Annotated in this window: 18 protein-coding genes; 9 read left to right on the forward strand and 9 right to left on the reverse strand. The window is 69.5% G+C overall.

Translation table 11 applies throughout. The features are described 5' to 3' along the window. Window positions 1-76 precede the first annotated feature (76 nt). The 4 genes from ACN8HC_RS16115 to ACN8HC_RS16130 all read left to right on the forward strand — a co-directional run bounded on the left by ACN8HC_RS16115 (window position 77) and on the right by ACN8HC_RS16130 (window position 5,537). On the forward strand, window positions 77-838 hold the full coding sequence (locus tag ACN8HC_RS16115; protein WP_490075860.1) for an ABC transporter ATP-binding protein: 762 nt from the start codon (window positions 77-79) through the stop codon (window positions 836-838). Further along, the gene (locus tag ACN8HC_RS16120; protein ID WP_490075861.1) at window positions 835-2,229 is read left to right on the forward strand and encodes an FtsX-like permease family protein; all 1,395 of its coding nucleotides are present in this window, start codon (window positions 835-837) and stop codon (window positions 2,227-2,229) included. The genes ACN8HC_RS16115 and ACN8HC_RS16120 overlap by 4 nt, the downstream gene beginning before the upstream one ends. Window positions 2,230-2,282: 53 nt before the next feature. Further along, entirely contained in the window at window positions 2,283-3,434 is a 1,152-nt protein-coding gene (locus tag ACN8HC_RS16125) for a M4 family metallopeptidase (RefSeq protein WP_490075862.1), read from the forward strand. A 330-nt stretch (window positions 3,435-3,764) separates the two neighbouring features. After that, window positions 3,765-5,537 carry a hypothetical protein gene (locus tag ACN8HC_RS16130; RefSeq protein ID WP_490075863.1) on the forward strand — a complete coding sequence of 591 codons (1,773 nt, stop codon included), beginning with the start codon at window positions 3,765-3,767 and terminating at the stop codon, window positions 5,535-5,537. Window positions 5,538-5,633: 96 nt separating this feature from the next. Here ACN8HC_RS16130 and ACN8HC_RS16135 read toward each other — a convergent pair whose 3' ends face one another. Genes ACN8HC_RS16135 through ACN8HC_RS16160 form a run of 6 tightly spaced genes read right to left on the reverse strand, consistent with a single transcriptional unit; the run spans window position 5,634 to window position 11,740 of the window. Beyond that, a complete protein-coding gene (locus ACN8HC_RS16135; RefSeq protein ID WP_490075864.1) occupies window positions 5,634-6,380 on the reverse strand; it encodes a class I SAM-dependent methyltransferase in 747 nt (248 codons plus the stop codon). Between the two features lie 13 nt (window positions 6,381-6,393). Further along, window positions 6,394-7,329 carry a GTPase Era gene (gene era / locus ACN8HC_RS16140; RefSeq protein ID WP_490075865.1) on the reverse strand — a complete coding sequence of 312 codons (936 nt, stop codon included), beginning with the start codon at window positions 7,327-7,329 and terminating at the stop codon, window positions 6,394-6,396. Between the two features lie 55 nt (window positions 7,330-7,384). Then, window positions 7,385-8,728, reverse strand: coding sequence for a hemolysin family protein (locus ACN8HC_RS16145; protein ID WP_490075866.1), 1,344 nt, complete (start codon window positions 8,726-8,728; stop codon window positions 7,385-7,387). A 5-nt stretch (window positions 8,729-8,733) separates the two neighbouring features. Next, the gene (gene ybeY / locus ACN8HC_RS16150) at window positions 8,734-9,231 is read right to left on the reverse strand and encodes an rRNA maturation RNase YbeY (RefSeq protein WP_490075867.1); all 498 of its coding nucleotides are present in this window, start codon (window positions 9,229-9,231) and stop codon (window positions 8,734-8,736) included. Continuing rightward, the gene (locus ACN8HC_RS16155) at window positions 9,232-10,338 is read right to left on the reverse strand and encodes a PhoH family protein (protein WP_490075868.1); all 1,107 of its coding nucleotides are present in this window, start codon (window positions 10,336-10,338) and stop codon (window positions 9,232-9,234) included. It lies immediately after the preceding gene. Between the two features lie 40 nt (window positions 10,339-10,378). After that, entirely contained in the window at window positions 10,379-11,740 is a 1,362-nt protein-coding gene (locus ACN8HC_RS16160) for an MFS transporter (RefSeq protein ID WP_490075869.1), read from the reverse strand. Window positions 11,741-11,805: 65 nt separating this feature from the next. Here ACN8HC_RS16160 and ACN8HC_RS16165 point away from each other — a divergent pair, with 65 nt between their 5' ends. Then, window positions 11,806-12,576, forward strand: a complete 771-nt coding sequence (locus ACN8HC_RS16165; protein ID WP_490075870.1) for an ArsR/SmtB family transcription factor — start codon at window positions 11,806-11,808, stop codon at window positions 12,574-12,576. A gap of 187 nt (window positions 12,577-12,763) precedes the next feature. Here ACN8HC_RS16165 and ACN8HC_RS16170 read toward each other — a convergent pair whose 3' ends face one another. From ACN8HC_RS16170 to hrcA, 3 genes are read right to left on the reverse strand one after another with little or no spacing between them, the layout of a single operon-like run. After that, window positions 12,764-13,504 (reverse strand): 16S rRNA (uracil(1498)-N(3))-methyltransferase, encoded by a 741-nt coding sequence (locus ACN8HC_RS16170; RefSeq protein ID WP_490075871.1) that lies wholly within the window; start codon window positions 13,502-13,504, stop codon window positions 12,764-12,766. Window positions 13,505-13,513: 9 nt separating this feature from the next. Beyond that, the gene (dnaJ, locus tag ACN8HC_RS16175) at window positions 13,514-14,641 is read right to left on the reverse strand and encodes a molecular chaperone DnaJ (RefSeq protein ID WP_490075872.1); all 1,128 of its coding nucleotides are present in this window, start codon (window positions 14,639-14,641) and stop codon (window positions 13,514-13,516) included. 27 nt (window positions 14,642-14,668) lie between these two features. Next, window positions 14,669-15,706, reverse strand: a complete 1,038-nt coding sequence (gene hrcA / locus ACN8HC_RS16180) for a heat-inducible transcriptional repressor HrcA (RefSeq protein WP_490075873.1) — start codon at window positions 15,704-15,706, stop codon at window positions 14,669-14,671. A 153-nt stretch (window positions 15,707-15,859) separates the two neighbouring features. Here hrcA and ACN8HC_RS16185 point away from each other — a divergent pair, with 153 nt between their 5' ends. From ACN8HC_RS16185 to ACN8HC_RS16200, 4 genes are all read left to right on the forward strand, one after another. Further along, complete coding sequence (locus ACN8HC_RS16185; RefSeq protein WP_490075874.1) at window positions 15,860-16,738, forward strand: DUF3097 domain-containing protein; 879 nt, start codon at window positions 15,860-15,862, stop codon at window positions 16,736-16,738. Between the two features lie 68 nt (window positions 16,739-16,806). Next, complete coding sequence (locus ACN8HC_RS16190) at window positions 16,807-17,781, forward strand: NUDIX hydrolase (protein ID WP_490075875.1); 975 nt, start codon at window positions 16,807-16,809, stop codon at window positions 17,779-17,781. 115 nt (window positions 17,782-17,896) lie between these two features. Beyond that, on the forward strand, window positions 17,897-18,910 hold the full coding sequence (nadA, locus tag ACN8HC_RS16195; RefSeq protein WP_490075876.1) for a quinolinate synthase NadA: 1,014 nt from the start codon (window positions 17,897-17,899) through the stop codon (window positions 18,908-18,910). After that, window positions 18,910-20,343, forward strand: a complete 1,434-nt coding sequence (locus ACN8HC_RS16200; RefSeq protein ID WP_490075877.1) for an L-aspartate oxidase — start codon at window positions 18,910-18,912, stop codon at window positions 20,341-20,343. Before nadA ends, ACN8HC_RS16200 begins: the two co-directional genes overlap by 1 nt. The last annotated feature ends 15 nt before the right edge of the window (window positions 20,344-20,358 follow it).

A 20,358-nucleotide genomic window follows, 5' to 3' on the forward strand; every position in this document is an offset into this window, starting at 1 on the left:
CATACATCTTGCGGCATAGGCGGATTGGACCGTTCGCCCGATGTGCGGACTCGCCTCCGCGGGCGACGCTGGAGCCATGTTCACCACACCTCCACCGACCGAAGTCGTCGCCTTCCGGAACGTCAGCAAGAGCTACGGGACGGGTGGCGCCGTCGTTCGCGCGCTCGACAACGTCGACCTCGACATCCACCAGGGTGAGTTCACCGCGATCATGGGGCCGTCGGGCTCCGGCAAGTCGACCTTCATGAACATCGCCGCCGGCCTCGACGACGCGACCTCCGGCGCCGTCTTCCTCGCCGGCCACCCGCTGCACAGCATGGACGACACCGCCCGCACCATGCTGCGGCGACGACAGGTGGGCTTCGTCTTTCAGTCCTTCAACCTGGTGCCGACACTGACCGTGACCGAGAACATCGTGCTGCCGTTCGAACTCGCCGGGCACCGGGTCACCTCCGACGAGCAACGGTGGATCGACCACCTTGTCCACGTCCTCGGGCTGACCGAGCGCGTCGATCACAAGCCGGCGGAACTCTCGGGCGGTCAACAGCAACGGGTGGCCATCGCACGGGCCCTGGCATCCCGCCCGGCGGTGGTCTTCGCCGATGAACCGACCGGCAATCTGGACACTCGCTCCTCCAGCGAAGTGCTGCAGCTGATGCGTTCGGCGGCAACCGAATACGGGCAGACGATCGCGATGGTGAGTCACGACCCGATCGCAGCGTCATACGCCGACCGGATCGTGGTGCTGGCCGACGGCTGCGTCGTTGCCGACCGGGGCCGGCTCTCCCCGCAGGAGATATCCCAGGTGCTCCTCACGGCAGAAGGTGTGCCCGCATGAACCGCAATCTGGTCCTCGGTTCCTGGCGTGAGCTCCGCACAGTCGGTGTCGTCGCCGGACTCGCCGGCGTGTACGCCGGCGCGCTCCTCACCTGCAGCACGCTGCTCGCGACCATCAGCAGGAGCACCGGCGGATCGGTGAGCATGCTCTTCGACGTCGTCTCCGTGGTCTTCATCGGTATGGCGCTCTACGTCGCGGCGGTCGTCATCTCCGCCGGAGTGAACACCGTCGTCGCGGGCCGGTTGCACCACATCGCGGTCCTGCGGCTGCTGGGGGCCAAGAGCGCGGAACTGCGTGGCTCCGTTGCGAGCAGCACCGCGGGAATCTGCTTGGCAAGCAGCGTGATCGGGGTCGTCACTGCAACGGTCGTCGTCGACGGCGTGCGCATCGTGCTCGTGCGACAGGGACACCTGCCGGATGTCCACTACCCGTGGTTCTCGGTCGGAGCGCCCGTCGCCACGCTCGTGATCACCGCGACTGCTACCGCTGCCGGATGGATCGGCTCTCGCCGCGTGCTCGAGGTGTCGCCGGCGGACGCTCTGGCCGGTACGTCGGGGGCACGTCCTGCCGGCAAGCGCATCGGCCGGCGCCGCATCCTCTTCGCAACCGCCTTGACGATCGGCGGCATCGCGCTGTTCGCCTGGGCCATGGTCCTCGGTGAACACGGAGGGGCAGCGGGCTTTCTCGTGGCCTTCGTCGCTGCGTGCCTGACCTCGACGGGCCTGCTGACCGGAGCCGGCTTCGTGCTCCCCGGGGTGGTCCTGCTCCTCGGCCGGCTGACCGGCAGCGACGCGGCCAGCGTGATCGCGCGCCGCAACGCCGTCGCAGACCCGGCGCGCACGACGCGCTCGACGCTCGGCCTCTTCGTCGGGGTCGCGCTGGTGATGACGATCGCCTCCGGGACGTCCGCCCTGCAGGCCTCCGTCTCGTCGTGGACCGATCTCACCGCCGGCCAGCAGCACGAGGCGCATCAGGTCCTGGTGGTGGCATCCGCCGTCACGATCACCGTCGGGGTGGTGTCGTCGCTCATCGCGGCCGTCGGGTTCGTCAGCACGATGTCGCTCACCGTCATCCAACGTCGCCGCGAGTTGGGGTTGCTGCGCGCTCTCGGGCTCACCGGCGCACAGGTCCGTTCGATGATCACCAAGGAGTCAGTGGCCATGTCCGCGGCCGCGGCGGTTGCGGGGGTCGTGGTCGGCGTCTGCTATGGCTCAGCCGGCGCCCAGGCGCTGATCGGCAGCCGTAACAGCGGTTTCGTGTGGGGTCTGCCCTGGTACGCGCTGGCTGCGATCGTCGTCGCCGCGCTCGCCGTGGTCCTGTTGTCCTCACAGCCGCCGGCGCGGCGGGCGATCGCGACCTCACCGGTGACGGCGTTGCGGGTCGACGACTGATCGGGCAGCTCGCAACCCACCGGGTGTCGGTGGGCAAGGCCACCATGGAGGGCATGAGCCACTGTCAGATCGTTCCCCCGCACCTCCTGCAACGTCTCGCTGCCTCCGGCGAGCCCCAGATCGCCTACGCGGCCGAGCGCACCCTCCGGATCAGTTGGCAGCACATCGGACAGCGTGAGGTGCGCAATGCGCAGGTCACCTCGGAGGGCAGCCACGGTGCTGCCGGGCTGATCCCGCCCGATCTACGGGAGCGCGCCGAGCAACACGGCGACTACGAACTGCCGGCCAACGCCGTGCGTCCCCAGGCCGGCCCGACGCCGCCGTCCCACCCGCAACGCACCATCTACGACGCCGGCCACAGCACCGAGCTGCCCGGGACGGAGCGCCGCGGCGAGGGCGACCCGGCGAGCGCCGACGAGTCGGTCAACGAGGCCTACGACGGACTCGGTCAGACGTTCGCGCTCTACGCCGACGTCTACCAGCGCAACTCGCTGGACGGCAAAGGCTTGCCGCTCCTCGCCTCCGTCCACTACGACGTCAACTTCGACAACGCCTACTGGGACGGTGAGCAGATGGTCTTCGGTGACGGGGACGGCGTCTACTTCTCGTCGTTCACGGACTCGGTCGACGTGATCGGTCACGAGCTGACCCATGGATTCACCCAGTACACCGCCGGATTCACCTATGTCGGCCAGTCCGGTGCGCTCAACGAGTCGGTCTCGGACTGCTTCGGGTCCATGGTGAAACAACGCGTCAACGGACAGACGGCTGCGGAGGCCGACTGGCTGATCGGCGCCGGCCTGTTCACCGCCAAGGTGCACGGCGTGGCACTGCGCTCGATGAAGGCCCCGGGCACGGCATACGACGACCCCCACCTCGGCAAGGACCCCCAGCCGGCGACCATGGACGGCTATCAGGACCTGCCGCACGACCAGCAGCACGACAACGGCGGGGTGCACATCAACTCCGGCATCCCCAACCACGCCTTCTATCTGGCCGCCACCGGCATCGGCGGCAACAGCTGGGAGGGCGCCGGTCGCATCTGGTATGACGTCATGACCAACGGCAACCTGCCGAAGGACGTGGACTTCCAGGGCTTCGCCGAGGCGACCATCAAGTCGGCCACGAGCCTCTTCGGCGCGGGCGGCGCCGAAGAGGAAGCCGTCCAGCGCGCATGGGCCACCGTCCAGGTGCTCGGCGGCTGAGCGAGCCGAGGCACTACTCGCCGGTACCTGGGAAATCGCTGTTTCGCACTGCGAGTGGCCGCGCCAGCGGGATACTTCGCTTTGCGAAGCCTGTGAACGATGCCACCTGTTCGGTTGTCGCCGATCGGTCCGACACGGTTCACGAGGTTCGCGATGCCGGGCTGCATGCCTGGTGGGCGCGATGCTCCAGCCACCCTCGGGGCACCAGGTGCTGTTCGGTCTGGGGCTGAGAAGGACCCGAGCCAGCCGACTGCTGACGCGGGTCACACGGCCGTCCGACCCGTGTCGCTCGACCCCGACCAACTGACGACGTCAGAAGGGGTTTCTGAAATGAATTCGTCCGAGCCTGCCTGCGGGCAGGCCGATTCTCGCTGGCGGGCCAGCCGCCGCTTCCACCGGAGCAGACTGCGCCGCGCCATGGTGCTGGGCACCGTGCTGCTCTCGGCGATCGCGCTGGCGATCTTTGCCAACTCCGTCCCTGCTGTTGCCACCGCCGCGGTCCGTGCGGGCGGCTCGCCATACCACGCGACGAAGACAGGGGAACTGGACTGCAATGGCGACAGCCCCGCCCAGAGCGCACTCCACAAATCCGCGGAGTGCACCGACATCCGCGGCTTCCTGGGCACCGACAATGCCAACACGTGGGGCGGCCGTTTCTACGACAACGGTGTCTACATCGGGCATGACGAGCCCGACATGACCTTCTTGTCCAACCGTCCGGGATCGGGCGACAACGTCACCTGGACCGAGACGCTCGGCACCGACCCGGCGGCCGCGCCGACCGTGCACACACCCGGCAGGGACGTGGCGCACTGGTTCGAGTTGACCCCCGCGCCGTGGTTCTCGATGGCGATGTGCGACCCCCTGTCCTACCCGCAGAAGTCGTGCACTCCGCAGAGCGACGCCAACGCGGCGAACAACGGCGGGTCCGCCTTCATGGAGATGCAGTTCTACCCGCCGGGCATGCCGCCGTTCGTCGACTCCACGAGCTGCGACGACTCGCACTGGTGCGCCGCGCTCACCATCGACTCGCTGGCGTGCACGGCCGGGTTCGCGCAGTGCAACGTCAACTGTGAGGAGCCGGTCAACTTCGCCTTCATCCAGACCGATGGGGTTCCCGCCGGGCCGCCCAGCCCGCAGGACAGCGACCTCGCCAGCTACACGCCCAACGGGAACACCCTGCTGATGAACCCCGGTGACCGGATCAGGGTGCACATGAGCGATGCACCTGTCCCCGGTGGCCGCGGTGCGAGAGCGTTCAAGGTCACGGTCAGCGATGAGACGACCGGCAGATCGGGGTTTATGCAGGCGTCCGCGGCCAACGGATTCAAGGACACGTCGATCGCCGACTGCAGCGGCACGCCGTTCAACTTCCAGCCGGAGTACAACACGGCGGCGAAGAGCAACACCGTCCCGTGGGCCGCGTTGCAGACGAACATCTCCACGCAGTTCGAGACGGGTCACTTCGAGCCGTGCACGAGCCTGGCGCAACCGTTCAGCGTGCAGCTGAGTTCGACCGTGAGCGACACGACCTGGAACAAGTGCCTTGGACCGTACGAACAGTCGGCCTCCGGCGGCGACGGGTCGAACGCTCCGGAGACCGGTGATGCGTTCTGCTATCCGGCGGGCGACAGGCACGGCGCGCTGGCCACCCAGCCGGACCAGGTGACCGGGTGCGAGGACAACTACTTCCAGAACGGCGACCTCGACTTCGACGGGACACCGTACTGGCCGGAGTGGCCAACCTCGACGACGCCAGGGACCTACCCGGGCAGCTTCGTGCAGAGCCTGCCGAAGTCCGGAGGGCGAGGTTACGCGCAGTTGTTCATCCAGACCGACCTGGCACTGAGCGAGTCCACCTGCACCGCGGGTTCGCCCACCGGGTGTGGCGTCCCCGCGCCGAATTCACCCGGCGGCTTCTACCCCTACTGGAGTGAGGTCAGCTCGCACGGGCACTGCACGCTGGAGTTCGGCAACGTCTCGTCGGGACCGGGCATCACGGACTTCGGCAAGACCGCACAGTACGGATCCGATCAGGAGTCGACCCTCGGCTATCCCGAGTTCGAGGGACCGACGATGAACAACTCCTGTCCCGCCGGGTGATCGGGCGCGGCGCGTGAGTGCCGGCTCGCACCCGCGGTCCGGTTCAGGCTCAGTCGATCGTGCTGGGCCTGAACCGGTATGGCGGGGGGCCGGCGGTCAGCGCCGGATGTCGGGGAGTCGGCGGATCGCGAAGTAGCGATCGTCGATCTCCTCGATGCCGAACTGCCCGATCGGCACCTCGCCCAGCACGAGTTCCTCGTCCAGCCCGAACGCGTGGATCGTCGACACCACCTCGCGCACCTGCTCGCCGTCGCGCAGCACCCGGAAGGTGTTGGTGATCTCCACCCGCCCGTCCCGGACCGGCTGCGCCTCGAACCACCGCTGGTATTCCATCCGGCCCATCGTCGCCGACTGCACCAGGGAGCGCTCGACCGCCTGGTCGGGCACCCCGCCGTAGGACCGGCTCAGCAGGATCGGCGCGCCCGGCACCATGACCTGCGCCATCCGCCGCCAGAACGCCTCGCGGGCGTGCCCGGCGAGGAAGTAGATCACGTTGAACAGCAACGCTCCCCCGCACCGGTCCGGCAGCCAGGCGTTGAGGATCGACTCCGGCAGCACGGTCGTGCGTGCCCGGATGTCGTCCCGCTCGGCGATCCGCAGCATCTGCAACGACCGGGTGAGCGGCTCCGGCTCCACCGAGATGATCTCGGTCTCCGGGAAGCGCTCGGCCAGTGTGATCGTGGTCAGCCCGCTCCCCGAGCCGATGTCGACCAGTGGCAGCTCCGGCATGAAGTGCGCCGCGTCCCACGGGATCCCGTGCACATAGTCGCGCTCGGGGTCGACGGGCAGCCGCAGCACCTCGCCGAACTCGGCCCACACCAGACTTTCCCGATCACGTGCCACGGTGCGCGCCCCTTCAGAATCCGAGCTTGGACAGCTGGTTGGGGTCGCGCTGCCAGTCCTTGGCGATCTTGACGTGCAGGTCGAGGAAGACCTTCTGACCCAGCAGTTCCTCGATCGCGTGCCGGGCGCGGGTGCCGACGTCACGCAGTCTGGAGCCGCCGCGGCCGATGATGATGGCCTTCTGGCTGGATCGCTCGACGAAGATGTTGACCCGCACGTCCATCAGCGGCCGGTCCGCCGGGCGACCCTCACGCGGCAGCATCTCCTCGACCACCACGGCGATGCTGTGCGGCAACTCGTCGCGCACGCCCTCCAGTGCCGCCTCGCGCACCAGCTCGGCAACCATGACGTCCTCCGGCTCGTCGGTGAGCACACCGTCCGGGTAGAGCTTCGGTGACTCGGGCAGGTACTTCATCAGCACCTCGAGCACCGTGTGCACCTGCGCGCCGCTGGTCGCCGAGCACGGCACGATCTCCTCCCACTCCCCCAACTGCTCGATCGCGAGCAGATGCTGGGCCAGGCGCTCCTTGTCGACGGTGTCGGACTTGGTGGCGATCGCGACGACCGGCCGCTTGCGGCCGCGCCGCAACTCGGCCAGCTCGGCGGCGATGAACTGGTCGCCCGGGCCGATCCGCTGGTCGCACGGCAGGCAGAAGCCGATCACGTCGACATCGAGGAGCGTCTCGCGCACGACGTCGTTGAGTCGCTGGCCGAGCAGTGTGCGCGGCTTGTGCAGTCCGGGAGTGTCGACCAGGATCAGCTGCGCGTCGTCGGTCGTCGCGATGCCGCGGATGGTGTGTCGTGTCGTCTGCGGTTTGCTCGACGTGATCGCGACCTTCTGTCCCACGAGGGCATTGGTCAGCGTCGACTTGCCGGCGTTGGGCCGCCCGACGAGGCAGGCGAAACCGGCACGGTAAGGCTGGCTCGGCGAGCTGCCGTGGTCACTCATTGCGGTACATCCTTTGCCGGCTCGCGCCCCTGAGCGTGCAATGCGGTGGTCAGAACTACCGTCCATCCTGCTGTATGACGAGAGCCGCCTCTGCGACCGCCCCCTCGCCGCCGGCGTCCGGCGGGTCGGCGCCCTCGTCGCCCGCCTGCCCGGCGACCCGCTCGACCAGGATCGTGGCGATCTGGTGCCGCCGCCCGGCGAGCCGCTCCGCCGTCAACTGCAGGCCGGCGAGCTCGGCGCCGGCACCGGGGATCGGGACCCGGCCGACGAGCTTGGCGAGCAGACCGCCCACCGTGTCGACGTCGTCCTCGTCGATCGTGACGTCGAAGTAGTCGGCCAGGTCGTCCACCGACATCCGGGCCGGGACCCGGACAGTGCCGTCCGGCAGCTCCTCCGGCCCGGGCGTCACGCGGTCGAACTCGTCGTCGATCTCACCGACGACCTCCTCGACGATGTCCTCGAGGGTGACCAGGCCGGCGGTGCCGCCATACTCATCGATCACGATCGCGAAATGCCTTCGGGCCAGCTGCATCTCCCGCAACAGGTCATCGGCGGGCTTGCTGTCCGGGATGAACGTCACGTCCCGCATGACCGAGGTCACCGGCAGGTCCAGCGCCTCATCGTGCCGGAACACCCGCGCCGCGACGTCCTTGAAGTAGAGCACTCCGTCGACCGCGTCTGCGTTGCCGTCGACGACGGGGACCCGGGAGAAGCCGGACCGCATGAACAGCCGCATCGCCTGACCCAGGGTCTTCTCGACGTCGATGGTGATCATGTCCGGTCGGGGCACCATCAGCTCGCGCACGACCGTCTCGTCGAGCTCGAAGACCGACTGGATCATCTTGCGCTCGTCGTCCTCGATCAACTCCGAATCGGTTGCCAGATCGACGTATTCGCGCAGCTCTTCCTCGGTGTCGAAGGGCCCGTCGCGGTAACCATGCCCCGGCGTGACCGCGTTGCCGACCGCAACGAGTGCCCGGGCGATCGGCCCGAGGAGGCGGTGCAGCCAGAAGACGATCGGTGCCGACGCCAACGCCACCGGTATGGCGTGCTGGCGACCGAGCGTCCGCGGCGACACTCCCACGAGCACGAACGACACGACCGCCATCACGACGACCGCGACCAGCAGGGCGATCCAGAAGTCGTCGACCGCCTCGCGGACCGCCAGGGTGACCAGCACCGCTGCCGTGGCCTCGGCGGCGACCCGCAGGAACGCCAACACCATCGCGACGGCCGGGCTGTCCTCGACCAGCCGGGCCAACGGGAGGGACCCCCGGCGCCTGGCGGCGACGAGGTCGTCCGCGGTGTGCCGCCCGATCCGGCTCAGCGCCGAGTCGACGGCCGCGAAGCCGAAGCCGAGCACCACCGAGATCAGCGCGGCGATGAGTAATGGGATCATCCGCGTCACTCGCCGGTCGGCGGAATGATGCGCACGTCCTCACCCTGCCGCTCGCGGCCGGCCAGGAACGTCAGCAGCAGCGTGCGCTGCAGCGAGAACATCTCACGGCGTTCCTCCGGCTCGGCGTGATCGAAACCGAGCAGGTGCAGCAAGCCGTGCACCGTGAGGAGCAGCAACTCCTCGGCCGTCGTGTGACCGGCCTCGGCCGCCTGCTTGGCGGCGACGGTCGGGCACAGCACGATGTCGCCGAGCACGCCCTCGACCGGCTCGTCGCCGTCCTTGCCGGGACGCAGCTCGTCCATCGGGAAGCTCATCACGTCGGTCGGGCCTGGCAGGTCCATCCACTGCTTGTGCAGCAGCTCCATGGCGGACTCGTCGATGATGCCGATGTAGAGCTCGACCTCCGGGTGCACGTTGAGCTCGCGCAGCACGTGCACCGCGCATTCGTGCAGCTCGGGCAGGTCGACCTCGAAGTCGGTCTCGTTCAGGAGGTCGATCGACATTTATCGATCCCGCCTCTGGATCCCGGACTCGCGTCGCACGACACCGGTCGGACGCGCGCGGCCGCCGCGCGCGTCGAACTCGTCATAGGCCTCGACGATCTCGCTGACCAGGCGATGCCGCACCACGTCCTGGGCGGTGAGCCGCGAGAAGTGGATGTCGTCGATGTCGGAGAGAATGTCCTGGACGACGCGCAGCCCCGACTGGGTGCCGCCCGGCAGATCGATCTGGGTGACGTCGCCGGTCACCACCATCTTGGAGCCGAAGCCGAGCCGGGTGAGGAACATCTTCATCTGCTCGGCCGAGGTGTTTTGCGCCTCGTCGAGAATGATGAACGAGGAGTTCAACGTCCTCCCGCGCATGAAGGCCAGCGGCGCGACCTCGATCGTGCCGGCCGCCATCAGCCGCGGGATCGAGTCGGGGTCGATCATGTCGTGCAGCGCGTCGTAGAGCGGCCGCAGATAGGGGTCGATCTTGTCGTTGAGCGTGCCCGGCAGGAAGCCGAGCTTCTCCCCCGCCTCGACGGCGGGCCGGGTCAGGATGATCCGGTTGATCTGCTTGGCCTGCAACGCCGCCACGGCCTTGGCCATCGCGAGGTAGGTCTTGCCGGTGCCGGCCGGGCCGATGCCGAAAACCACCGTGTGGTTGTCGATGGCGTCGACATACTCCTTCTGGCCCAGTGTCTTGGGACGGATGGTGCGGCCCCGGTTGCTCACGATGTTCATCGTCAGAACGTCCGCCGGCCGCTCCCGGGTGCGGGAGCGCAGCATGCCGATGGAGCGCTCCACCGCGTCCCGGTTGAGCGGCTGGCCGGCGTCCAGCACGGTCAGCAACTCGTCGAGCAGCTCCTCGACCAGCGCCATGTCGGCAGGTGGCCCGGAGAGATGAAAGACATTGCCGCGGACGTGAATCGCGAGTCTCGGGAAGGACCGCTCCATGGTCCGCAGCAGCTCGTCGCGCGGGCCCAGCAGGGTCACCATCGACACGTCCGGCGGGATCTCGACGGTGTGCTCGGCGTGCAGATCGCCCGGGGCGCTCACCTCGGTGGCGTCCTCGTCGGCCGACCGGATGCGTGCACCGGGCTGGGGATCATGATCGTCGCTTGTCATCGTGCGTCCCATTCTACGGGCGGAGTATGACGTGCTCGAATCAATTGCGTCCCGCGAGCACCATCCCCAGTGCCCAGATCCCCGCCCCGACGACGAAACACCACGCCATCCGGCTGGTCGCACCGGGCGCCGTGGCCGGTCCGCTGAGCGCACCGAAGAGGGCAACCCCGACCGAGGTGCCGGTCTGGCGGGCCGCATTGTTCAGACCGCCGACCAGCCCGCTGTGTGCCGGGGCCGCCGCCACCGCGCCGGCGACCAGCGGTGTCACCAGCACTCCGAGAGCGGTGCCGGCGAGCAGCATCCCCGGGACCAGCGCGAGCACCGAGTGCGGGTTCCGCCATACCGACACCGCGAGCGTGAGTTCACCCACCACACCGATGGCGAACCCGGCCCGGACGAGCCGCCCGGTTCGCACCCGTACCAGCAGACGCCGCCCGACCAACGGCACCACCGACAGCGGAGCGAACATCGGCACGGTGGCGAGGCCCGCCGCGAACGCGTCCCTGCCCTGGACCAGTTGGAAGAGGAAGGTCACGAGGAGCAGCGTGCCGTTACCGACGAGGTTCATCCCCAGTGATCCGCCGCACGACCGCAGGAGATCCGCATTGCGCCGCAGCACCCGCGGGAGCATCGGATGGCGGGCGCGCGCTTGACCGAGCACAAAGGTCACCGCGCCCACGAGTGCGCCGACGAGCAACAGGACGCTCACCCGGCCCGGCCCGGTGCGCCCCAGCTCGATCACGGCGCCGACGAGACAGCCGAGGGAGCCGGTCGACGCCAGCGCACCGAACCAATCGATCGGACGATCGCGTCTCGCTCCGGCAGGCAGGACCCGTGCGCCGACGACCGCCCCGCTCACCACCGGCAGGTTGACCACGAAGATCAGCCGCCACCCACCCAGCCCGATCAGCGCACCCCCGATCAGCGGGCCGACGGCCACGGCCGAACCGGACACGCCTGACCACATCGCGATCGCGCGGGCCTGCTCGGCCGGCGCTGTCCAGATCGCCGCGATGAGTGCCAGGCTGGCCGGCAGCATCCCTGCGGCACCCACGCCCTGCGCGACCCGGCTGGCAACCAGCACAGGCAGATTCGGCGCTGCGGCACAGCACACCGAGCCAGCACCGAACGCCAGCAGCCCCAGCACGAACGACCGTCGCGCACCCCACCGGTCGGCGATGGCCCCGGCGGTCAGCAGCAGCGCTGCCAGCGGCACCGTGTAGCTGTCGACCACCGACTGCGCGCCGGCAGTGCCACCGCCCAGGCCGTGCGCGATGCTCGGCAGTGCGACGTTGACGATCGACACGTCCAGCAGCACCAGGAACATCGCGGCGCACAGGATCACCAGGCAGCGGTGCTTCGTCGCGGCCCTTGCTGTCGTTGCGAGCTCGGTTGTCGTCATACGAACGAGCCTGGTGCGTCGAAGCTTCGGTGCTGACCGAATCGTCGGGCGCCCACAATGGTCGTATGACGAAAACCCGGACGGACCTGCGTGACGTCAGCGACGTCGCGGCGCTCTTCGCCGACCGGGCGCGGGCCCGGATGGTCGGCGCGCTCGTCGACGGACGCAGGCTGCCGGCCTCCCGGCTGGCGACGGAGGCCGGTGTCAGCGCTGCGACGGCGAGCGGGCACCTGCGCAAGATGCTGGACGCCGGCTTCGTGGGCGTCGAGGTGAGCGGCCGACACCGGTTCTACTACCTGGCGGACGAGCAGGTTGCCGCGGCATACGAGGCGATGATGGCGCTGACCCCGCTGCCGCCGGTGACATCGCTCCGAGCCGGCACCCGGCAGCAGCGGCTGCGGGCGGCGCGCACGTGCTACGACCATTTCGCGGGCCGGCTCGGCGTCGCGATCACGGCCGCGCTGATCGCGTCCGACGTCCTCGTGCCGCGCGACGCGGTGCCCGACACCCGTCGGCGGGCCGGTGACCGGTTGTCCGCGCAGCTGGGCCGCGGGCACTTCGAGCTCGGGCCCCGTGCGGCAGCCGAATTGCCTTCCTGGGGAGTCGATCTGGCGTATGTCGAGGGCCTCTCCCGGTCGACGCTGCGCTTTTGTCTCGACTGGACCGAGCAGCAACATCACCTGGCCGGCGCGCTGGGCGCCGCCGTCCTCCAGGCGGCGCGCGACCGCGACTGGGTGCGACCCGGACCGCGTCCACGGGAGCTGAGCGTCACCGACGCCGGCGTCGAGGGCTTCGGCCGCCTCGCCCCCGCCATCGGCGCGCAACTGGCCGGCTGACCGCGGCCACTCCCCGTCCCTGCCCTTCCCCCGTGACCCGGACCCTTCTTATGCCGAGAGGCTCAGCAACATACCCACAGGCTCAGTTATCGCGGCTGGAATCGGCCGCGTACTGGGCCTGTCGACGATTACTGAGCCTCTCGGCGAGAAGTTGCCGGGCGAGTGGGTGCCGGCGGGTGCGGCGAGATCAGTGCCAGCGCGTGCGCGCGAGGAGTATGGCGAGCGCCGTGGGGCCCGCGTTGGACGCGCGCAGCACCGTCGGGCCGAGCCGGACGGCTTGCGCGCCGGCATCCTGAAAGGCGCCCAGCTCCTCGGGCGAGATGCCACCCTCGGGACCGACGAGGACCAGGACTTCGCCTGGGGGAACGTCGAATTCGCCGATCGGGAGCTCCGCGTCCTCGTGCAGCACGAGCACCGCGTCAGCGCCCCGCAACCGGCTGGCCGCAGCACGGCCGGTGACCATCGGCTCGACGGTCGGAACCGTCGCACGCCGCGACTGTTTGCTCGCGGCCAGCACCAGCGACTCCCACTTGCGGGCCGCCTTGGCCGCCTTGTCGCCGCGCCACTGCACGATGCTGCGATCGGCCTGCCACGGGATGACGGCGTCCACCCCGAGCTCCGTCGCGGCCTCGACGGCCTGCTCGTCCCGACCACCCTTGGCGAGCGCCTGCATGAGCACGAACCGCGTCGCCGGGTCATCGGATCGGCTCATGGTCGCGATCCGCACCACCATCTCGTCGCGTGCCGCCGAGACGATCTCGCCTTCGACGACGCGGCCGGAACCGTCGGCCACCTGCACCAGCTCGCCGACGCCGAGCCGGCTCACGACGACCGCGTGACGCGCTTCGTCGCCGGTCACCGCGACGGTGTCGCCCGGTCCGCGACCGTCCAGCCCGTGCGGGGCGGCGAAGAACAGCCGAGACGTCACGACCGGGGGCTACTTGGCCTGGAAGGCGTCGCGCAGCTTGCCGAACAGGCCCTTCTCGACCCGTCCGAACCGTGCCTCCGGACGCTCCTCGCCGCGCTCCTTGGCCAGCTGCCGCAGCAACTCCTCCTGCTGGGGGTCCAGCTTGGTGGGCACCCGCACGTTGGCGTGCACCAGCAGGTCGCCCCGGGCCTGGGTGCGCAGATGGGTGACGCCGAGTCCGCGGAGCGTGAGGACGTCACCCGGCTGGGTCCCCTGCGGGATCTCCACGTCGCGCTCCCCGTCGAAGGTCTCCAGCGGCAACGAGGTGCCCAGTGCGGCGGCGGTCATCGGCAGCTCCACCGAGCAGTGCAGATCGTCGCCGCGGCGCTCGAAGGTCGAGTGCTTGCGCACCCGCACCTCGACATACAGATCGCCGGCCGGACCACCGCCGGGACCGACCTCGCCCTCGCCGGTCAACTGGATCCGCGTGCCGGTGTCGACGCCGGCCGGCACCTTGACGGTGATCGTGCGGCGGTCGCGGATGCGGCCCTCCCCCGAACAGTTGAAACACGGGTCGTCGATGACCTCGCCGTAGCCGCGGCACGCCTGGCACGGACGAGTGGTCATCACCTGGCCGAGGAACGACCGCTGCACCTCCTGCACCTGCCCGCTGCCGTGGCAGATGGGGCAGGTGTGCTTGCCGGTGCCGGGACGCGCGCCCTCGCCATGGCACACCGAGCAGGTGACGGCCGTGTCGAAGGTGAGCTCCTCGGCCCCACCGAAAACCGCTGTGGACAGGTCGATCTCCACCCCGATGAGCGCGTCCTGGCCGCGCTGCTTCCGGGAACGCGGACCCGCCTGAGGGCCACCGGCGCCGCCGAAGAACGCGTCCATGATGTCCGAGAACGAGAAGCCCTGGCCGTAGCCCGCACCACCGCCCGCTGTCGCGTAGGGGTCGCTGCCCATGTCATAGGCGCGGCGCTTCTCGGCGTCGCCCAGCACGTCATACGCCTGGGCGATCTTCTTGAACTGCTCGGCCGCCTCCTCCGACGGATTGACGTCCGGATGGAGCTTGCGCGCCAGCTTCCGGTAGGCGCGCTTGATCTCTTCCGGGCTCGCGTTCTGCGCGACGCCGAGGTCGCCGTAGTAGTCGTTCACGAAGCTCCTTCTGAGCTGCCAGCGAGGTCAGTTGTCGATGATGTCGGCGACGTAGCGTGCCACGGCACGCACCGCCGCCATGGTGGAGGGGTAGTCCATCCGGGTCGGTCCCAGCACGCCCAGGCTGGCCAAACTGCCGGAGTCGTATGGCGTGGTCACGACCGACGTGGCGGTCAGTCCGCTGATGGCGTTCTCGGTGCCGATGCGGACTGCGACACCGTCGGTGGCGGCCTCGCCGACCTCATGGCTCAGCAACCGCAGCAGCACCATGTGCTCCTCCAGCGCATCGAGCAACGGACCGAGGGACAGTGCGAAATCGCCCCTGGACCGGACCAGATTGGCGGTGCCGCCGAGCAGGACCCGGTCCTCGCGCTCCTCGGCGAGCACCGACGCGACGGCGTCGATCACCACCGGCCGGGCGTCATCGGCGGTCGCCGCGAGCTCGGTCGACCAGCGCAGCAAGGCGTTGGACGCGGGCGAGCGGCGCAGGCCGACACTTCGCTCGTTGAGTCCCGTCCGCAGGTCGTTGATCAGCTCGTCGACCTGGGTCTCGGTCAGCGACCGGCCCAACTCGATGACCCGCTGCTCGACCTGGCCGCTGGACAGGATGACCACCAGGGTGAGCCGGTCGGCCGCTCGCGGCACGAGTTCGACATGGCGGACGGTCGCGGTGTTGAGCGACGGGTACTGCACGACCGCGGCCTGACCGGTCAACGACGACAGCAGCCGCACCGTGCGAGACAGCACGTCGTCCAGATCCACGGACCGCACGAGAAAGGCCTCGATCGCGTTGCGTTCGGCCCGGGACAGCGGCTTGATCTGGCTCAGCTTGTCGACATACAGCCGATAGCCCGCGTCGGTGGGGATCCGCCCGGCGGAGGTGTGCGGAGCGGCGATCAAGCCCTCCTCCTCCAGTGCGGCCATGTCATTGCGCACCGTGGCCGCACTGACGCCGAGCTGATGCCGCTCGAGCAGTGCCTTGGAGCCGACCGGCTCGGAGGTCGACACGTAGTCCTGCACGATCGCCCGCAACACCTGCAGCTTGCGCTCGTCACTCGCGGCCATTCCCAACCTCCTCGTCCGCTCTGTCGTGCTTGGCACTCAACACTCCCGAGTGCCAAGTCTACTTGCCTCCCCCGATGCAGCCGAATCCACGACCGGCCAGCCCGCCTCGCTCCTCCGATACTTCGCGGCGGACCCCGGCTAGTCTTCGGGTCCGTGACGGACAGATATGGCGCGGACGTGCTCTCCGGTGATTGGCGTACCCCGCCACGCGGTCGCTCCCGGCAGGTCCCGGCCGACACCGGCCTGGTCGTCGAGGAGGTCCAGACCGGCTGGTGCGGGGCCGTCGTGTCCGTGGAGAAGGCGGGCGGCATGCGCGTCGTGCACCTCGAGGACCGGCACGGTCGTACCCGCGGTTTTCCGATGGGCCCGGGCTTCCTGATCGACGGCGCGCCGGTCGAGCTGGTGCCGCCGGTGCCCACGGCGGACCGCGCCGCGCTGCAAGCGGCCCGGGACGCCGCGACGCGCACGGCGAGCGGGTCGCGGGCCGTTGCCGACGCGCCGGCGCGCGTCGCCCGCGGGTCCCGCATCTTCGTGGAGGGCAAGCACGACGCCGAGCTGGTGGAGAAGGTCTGGGGCGCCGACCTGCGGGTCGAGGGCGTCGTGGTGGAGCCGCTGCACGGGGTCGACGACCTCCGGGACGTCATCCGCGACTTCGCGCCGTCGCCCGGCCGCCGGATGGGCGTCCTCGTCGACCACCTGGTGCCCGGCACCAAGGAAGCCCGCATCGTCGCGGACGCTCTGGCGATCCCGGAGGCACGGCAGGACGTGCTGGTGCTCGGTCATCCCTACGTGGACGTGTGGCAGTCCGTCCGTCCCGAGCGGCTGGGATGGGAGAAGTGGCCCGTCATACCGCGTGGAACGTCGTGGAAGCACGGGATCCTCGCAGCGCTCGGCTGGCCGCACGAGACGCAGGCCGACGTCGCCGCCGGCTGGAAGCGGATCCTCGGGACCGTGCGCAGCTACACCGACCTGCAACCGGAGCTGCTCGGCCGGGTGGAGGAATTGATCGATTTCGTGACGGCGACTTCGTGAGCGCCGACCGAGGCGAGGATCGCAGCGCAGCGAGGACCGGAGCCGAGGGAAGAGGCGCGACAAAAGGCGTGAGCGCCGACCGAGGCGAGGATCGCAGCGCAGCGAGGACCGGAGCCGAGGTAAGAGGCGCGACAAAAGGCCTGCAGCTCGAAGCGGAGTTGGTCGCCGTCGTACTGGCCGTCGACGGTGGCCGCCCGTGGGTGCTCGCGGGCGGGGAGCCGCCCGCGCTGCCCGCCGGTCCATTGCGGGCGGACGAGGAGTCCTTGCAGGCTGCGGTGCGCGAATTCGCTCGGGAACGGAGCGGATTCGACCTCGGGTATGTCGAGCAGCTCTACACCTTCGCCGACCTGAGCCGGTCCAGCGTCGACCACCGCATGGTGTCCATCTCGTACCTCGGCCTGACGCGCGCGTCCATCGCCGGCAGCGTCCGCCCGACCGATTGGTCGCCGCTGTACGACCTCCTGCCGTGGGAGGACCGCCGGCACCTGACCGATGCCGGACCCGACCGGTTGGGCGAGGAGATCGAACGGGCCCTGCGTCGGTGGTCGGACACCTCCGAGGAGCGGCTCGACCGGTGCCGCTTCCTCTTCGGGTATGACGGCCGGCCGTGGCACCCGGAATTCTCGCTGCAGCGCTACGAGCTGCTCTGGGAAGCCGGGCTCGTCGCCGAATCCCCGAGGGCAGGAAGGATTTCCGCGCTCACCGCCGGACCGATGGTGCACGACCACCGCCGCATCCTGGCAACCGGACTCTCCCGGATCCGGGCCAAGCTGCAGTACCGCCCGGTGGTCTTCGAGTTGATGCCGGAGACGTTCACCCTGCTCGCCCTGCAAGAGACAGTGGAGGCGATCGCCGGCCAGCACGTGCACAAGCAGAACTTCCGGCGCTCGGTCGAGGTGCAGCACGAACTCGTCGAACCCACCGGCGAGGTGTCGCACGAGACCGGCGGCCGGCCGGCCCGGCTCTACCGCTTCCGCGGCTCGGTGCGGGAGGAACGCGCCCAGGTCGGCACCAAGCTGCCCCTGGCACGCGCCCCGCGGTAAACCGGCCCCAGACCCGTCCCGACCCACTGACCCTCGGCCCTTCGGGACGCGAAGTTCCACCTCTGACCAGAGCACGGCACACGGATGTTATGCTCAGGGTCAGCATTTACTCATCGTGAGCATTTCAGTTGAGGAGTCGATGGTGAGCATCACCGAGTTGCAGCCCTACGACCACGCCGCGGCATACGACGCCGTCCGGCACGTCATCCCCGAGATCGAGTGGGCGGTGTATGCCGAGGACATCGAGGCCATCCAGCGACTGAAGCGAGAACAGGACGCCGTGATCCTGGCGCACAACTACATGACTCCGGAGGTGTTCCACGGCGTCGCCGACATCAAGGGCGACTCGCTGGCACTCGCCCGCGAGGCACAGCAGGTCGACGCCGAGACGATCGTGCTCGCCGGCGTCCACTTCATGGCCGAGACCGCCAAGCTGCTCAACCCGAGCAAGCGGGTGCTGCTGCCGGACTTGCGATCCGGCTGCTCGCTTGCGGAAAGCATTACCCCCCAAGACATTGCGGCGCTGCGCGCGCAGCACCCCGGCGCCCCGGTCGTGACCTACGTCAACACCTCGGCGGCGGTGAAGGCCGCCAGCGACATCTGCTGCACGTCGGGCAACGCGGTCAAGATCATCACCTCCCTCGGCGTCGACAAGGTGATCATGATCCCCGACCAGTACCTCGCGCGGAACATCTCCGCGCTCACCGGTGTCGAGGTCGTCACCCACCCCGGCGCCTGCGAGGTGCACGAGCGATTCACGCCGCTGGACATCGTCCAGATCCGCCAGGGGCACCCGGGTGTCACCGTGCTCGCGCATCCCGAGTGTCCGCCCGAGGTGGTGGCGGAAGCCGACTTCGCCGGCTCGACCGCGGACATGCAGCGGTATGTCGAGACGGAGCAACCCGTCAGTGTCGCGCTCATCACCGAGTGTTCGATGAGCGACAACATCGCCGCGCAGCACCCGGACCTGGAGTTCGTGCGACCGTGCAACCTGTGCCCGCACATGAAGCGAAACACGTTGGGCGCCATACGAAAGGCGCTGGAAACCGGCGGACCGGAGATCGACGTCGACCCGGCCGTCGCGGCGCCCGCCCGCCGCGCCATCTCCCGGATGCTCGAGATCCGCTGATGAGCGCGAAGCCGATCGTCGTCGTCGGATCCGGTCTCGCCGGCCTCACCTGCGCCTGGGCCGCGACCGAGCCGTGCGTGCTCGTCACCGCGGGCACCCTCACCGAGGGCGCTGCGAGCATGTGGGCGCAGGGCGGCATCGCGGCAGCGATCTCCCCCGACGACTCGACCGCGCTGCACGCCGAAGACACCTGGCGGGCAGGGGCTTTCGTCGGTCGCCGATCGGTCATCGACCGCATCACCGGTGAGGCGCCCGACGTCGTGCGGCTGCTGACCGAGCTCGAGGTGCCGTTCGACCGCGACCCCGAAGGTGCGCTGGATCTGGCACTGGAGGGCGGTCACAGCCGGCCGCGGGTCGCGCACGCCGGTGATCACAGCGGAGCGGCGATCACGGCGTCCATGGCCGCGGCCGTGCTGCGCACACCTGACGTCGAGCTTCGCGAGAACCACTCCGTCACAACGCTGCTCACCAACCAAGCGGGTGGAGTGCGCGGCGTCGTCGTCCGGCGCGCGGACGGCACCGAGGAGACCATCGAGACCGACCGGGTGGTGCTCGGAACCGGTGGACTCGGCGGGCTGTGGCCGCACACCACCAACCCCCGCACCGCCCTCGGGCAGGGCGTAGCACTGGCCGCGCGTGCTGGTGCACGAACTGACGACCTGCACCTGGTCCAGTTCCATCCCACCGGCCTGGACGTCCCGCGCGATCCGATGCCTTTGCTCACCGAAGCACTGCGCGGTGCCGGTGCGGTCCTGCTCGCCGACGGCGAGCGCTTCACCGACGAACTGCAACCTCGCGACGTCGTCGCCGCCGCCGTGTGGGAGCAACTCACCCACGGCCGCAGTGTGCGGCTCGATGCCAGGGGAATCCCGGACGTGGCAAGGCGTTTCCCGGCTGTCACGGAGCTGACATCGGCTTCCGGGCTCGACCTCGCCACCGACCTGCTGCCTGTGCGGCCCGCCCTGCACTACTCGATGGGTGGCATCACCGTCGATCCGCGCAGCCGCACCTCGGTGCCCGGCCTCTGGGCGATCGGCGAGGTCTCCCGCACCGGTCTGCACGGAGCGAACCGGCTGGCATCCAACTCGCTGCTCGAAGCCGTCGTCACCGGTCGGGCTGCCGCACGGGATGCCGCCTGCTGGACGGGCGGGTGGCACACCGGCATCGCCGACCCGGACCCAGCCACCCTGCGGCCGAGAGACGACGCACAGCCGATCCCGGTGCAGCAGGTCCGCGAACTGCTGGGCTCCGCCTGCGGAGTGCTGCGCGACGGACCGACCCTGCAGGCCGCGATAGACGCGCTCGAGCCACACGCCGGCAACGGCGTAGCGTTCGTGGCGTGGCTGATCGCCCGCTCGGCGCTCGCCCATCCCGTCAGCGTCGGTGCCCACCGGCGCACTGATTCCGTTGCCACCCAAGGACTTCACGCATGACCAGCACCCCCCGAA

The organism is Flexivirga sp. YIM B11880, from assembly GCF_058148645.1.

What these genes read in the sequence shown, in the direction of transcription:
- ACN8HC_RS16115 (WP_490075860.1), top strand. Translation starts at nt 77, where the DNA reads ATGTTCACCACACCTCCACCGACCGAAGTCGTCGCCTTCCGGAACGTC.
- ACN8HC_RS16120 (WP_490075861.1), top strand. Translation starts at nt 835, where the DNA reads ATGAACCGCAATCTGGTCCTCGGTTCCTGGCGTGAGCTCCGCACAGTC.
- ACN8HC_RS16125 (WP_490075862.1), top strand. Translation starts at nt 2,283, where the DNA reads ATGAGCCACTGTCAGATCGTTCCCCCGCACCTCCTGCAACGTCTCGCT.
- ACN8HC_RS16130 (WP_490075863.1), top strand. Translation starts at nt 3,765, where the DNA reads ATGAATTCGTCCGAGCCTGCCTGCGGGCAGGCCGATTCTCGCTGGCGG.
- era (WP_490075865.1), bottom strand. Translation starts at nt 7,329, where the DNA reads ATGAGTGACCACGGCAGCTCGCCGAGCCAGCCTTACCGTGCCGGTTTC.
- ACN8HC_RS16145 (WP_490075866.1), bottom strand. Translation starts at nt 8,728, where the DNA reads ATGATCCCATTACTCATCGCCGCGCTGATCTCGGTGGTGCTCGGCTTC.
- ybeY (WP_490075867.1), bottom strand. Translation starts at nt 9,231, where the DNA reads ATGTCGATCGACCTCCTGAACGAGACCGACTTCGAGGTCGACCTGCCC.
- ACN8HC_RS16155 (WP_490075868.1), bottom strand. Translation starts at nt 10,338, where the DNA reads ATGACAAGCGACGATCATGATCCCCAGCCCGGTGCACGCATCCGGTCG.
- ACN8HC_RS16160 (WP_490075869.1), bottom strand. Translation starts at nt 11,740, where the DNA reads ATGACGACAACCGAGCTCGCAACGACAGCAAGGGCCGCGACGAAGCAC.
- ACN8HC_RS16165 (WP_490075870.1), top strand. Translation starts at nt 11,806, where the DNA reads ATGACGAAAACCCGGACGGACCTGCGTGACGTCAGCGACGTCGCGGCG.
- hrcA (WP_490075873.1), bottom strand. Translation starts at nt 15,706, where the DNA reads ATGGCCGCGAGTGACGAGCGCAAGCTGCAGGTGTTGCGGGCGATCGTG.
- ACN8HC_RS16200 (WP_490075877.1), top strand. Translation starts at nt 18,910, where the DNA reads ATGAGCGCGAAGCCGATCGTCGTCGTCGGATCCGGTCTCGCCGGCCTC.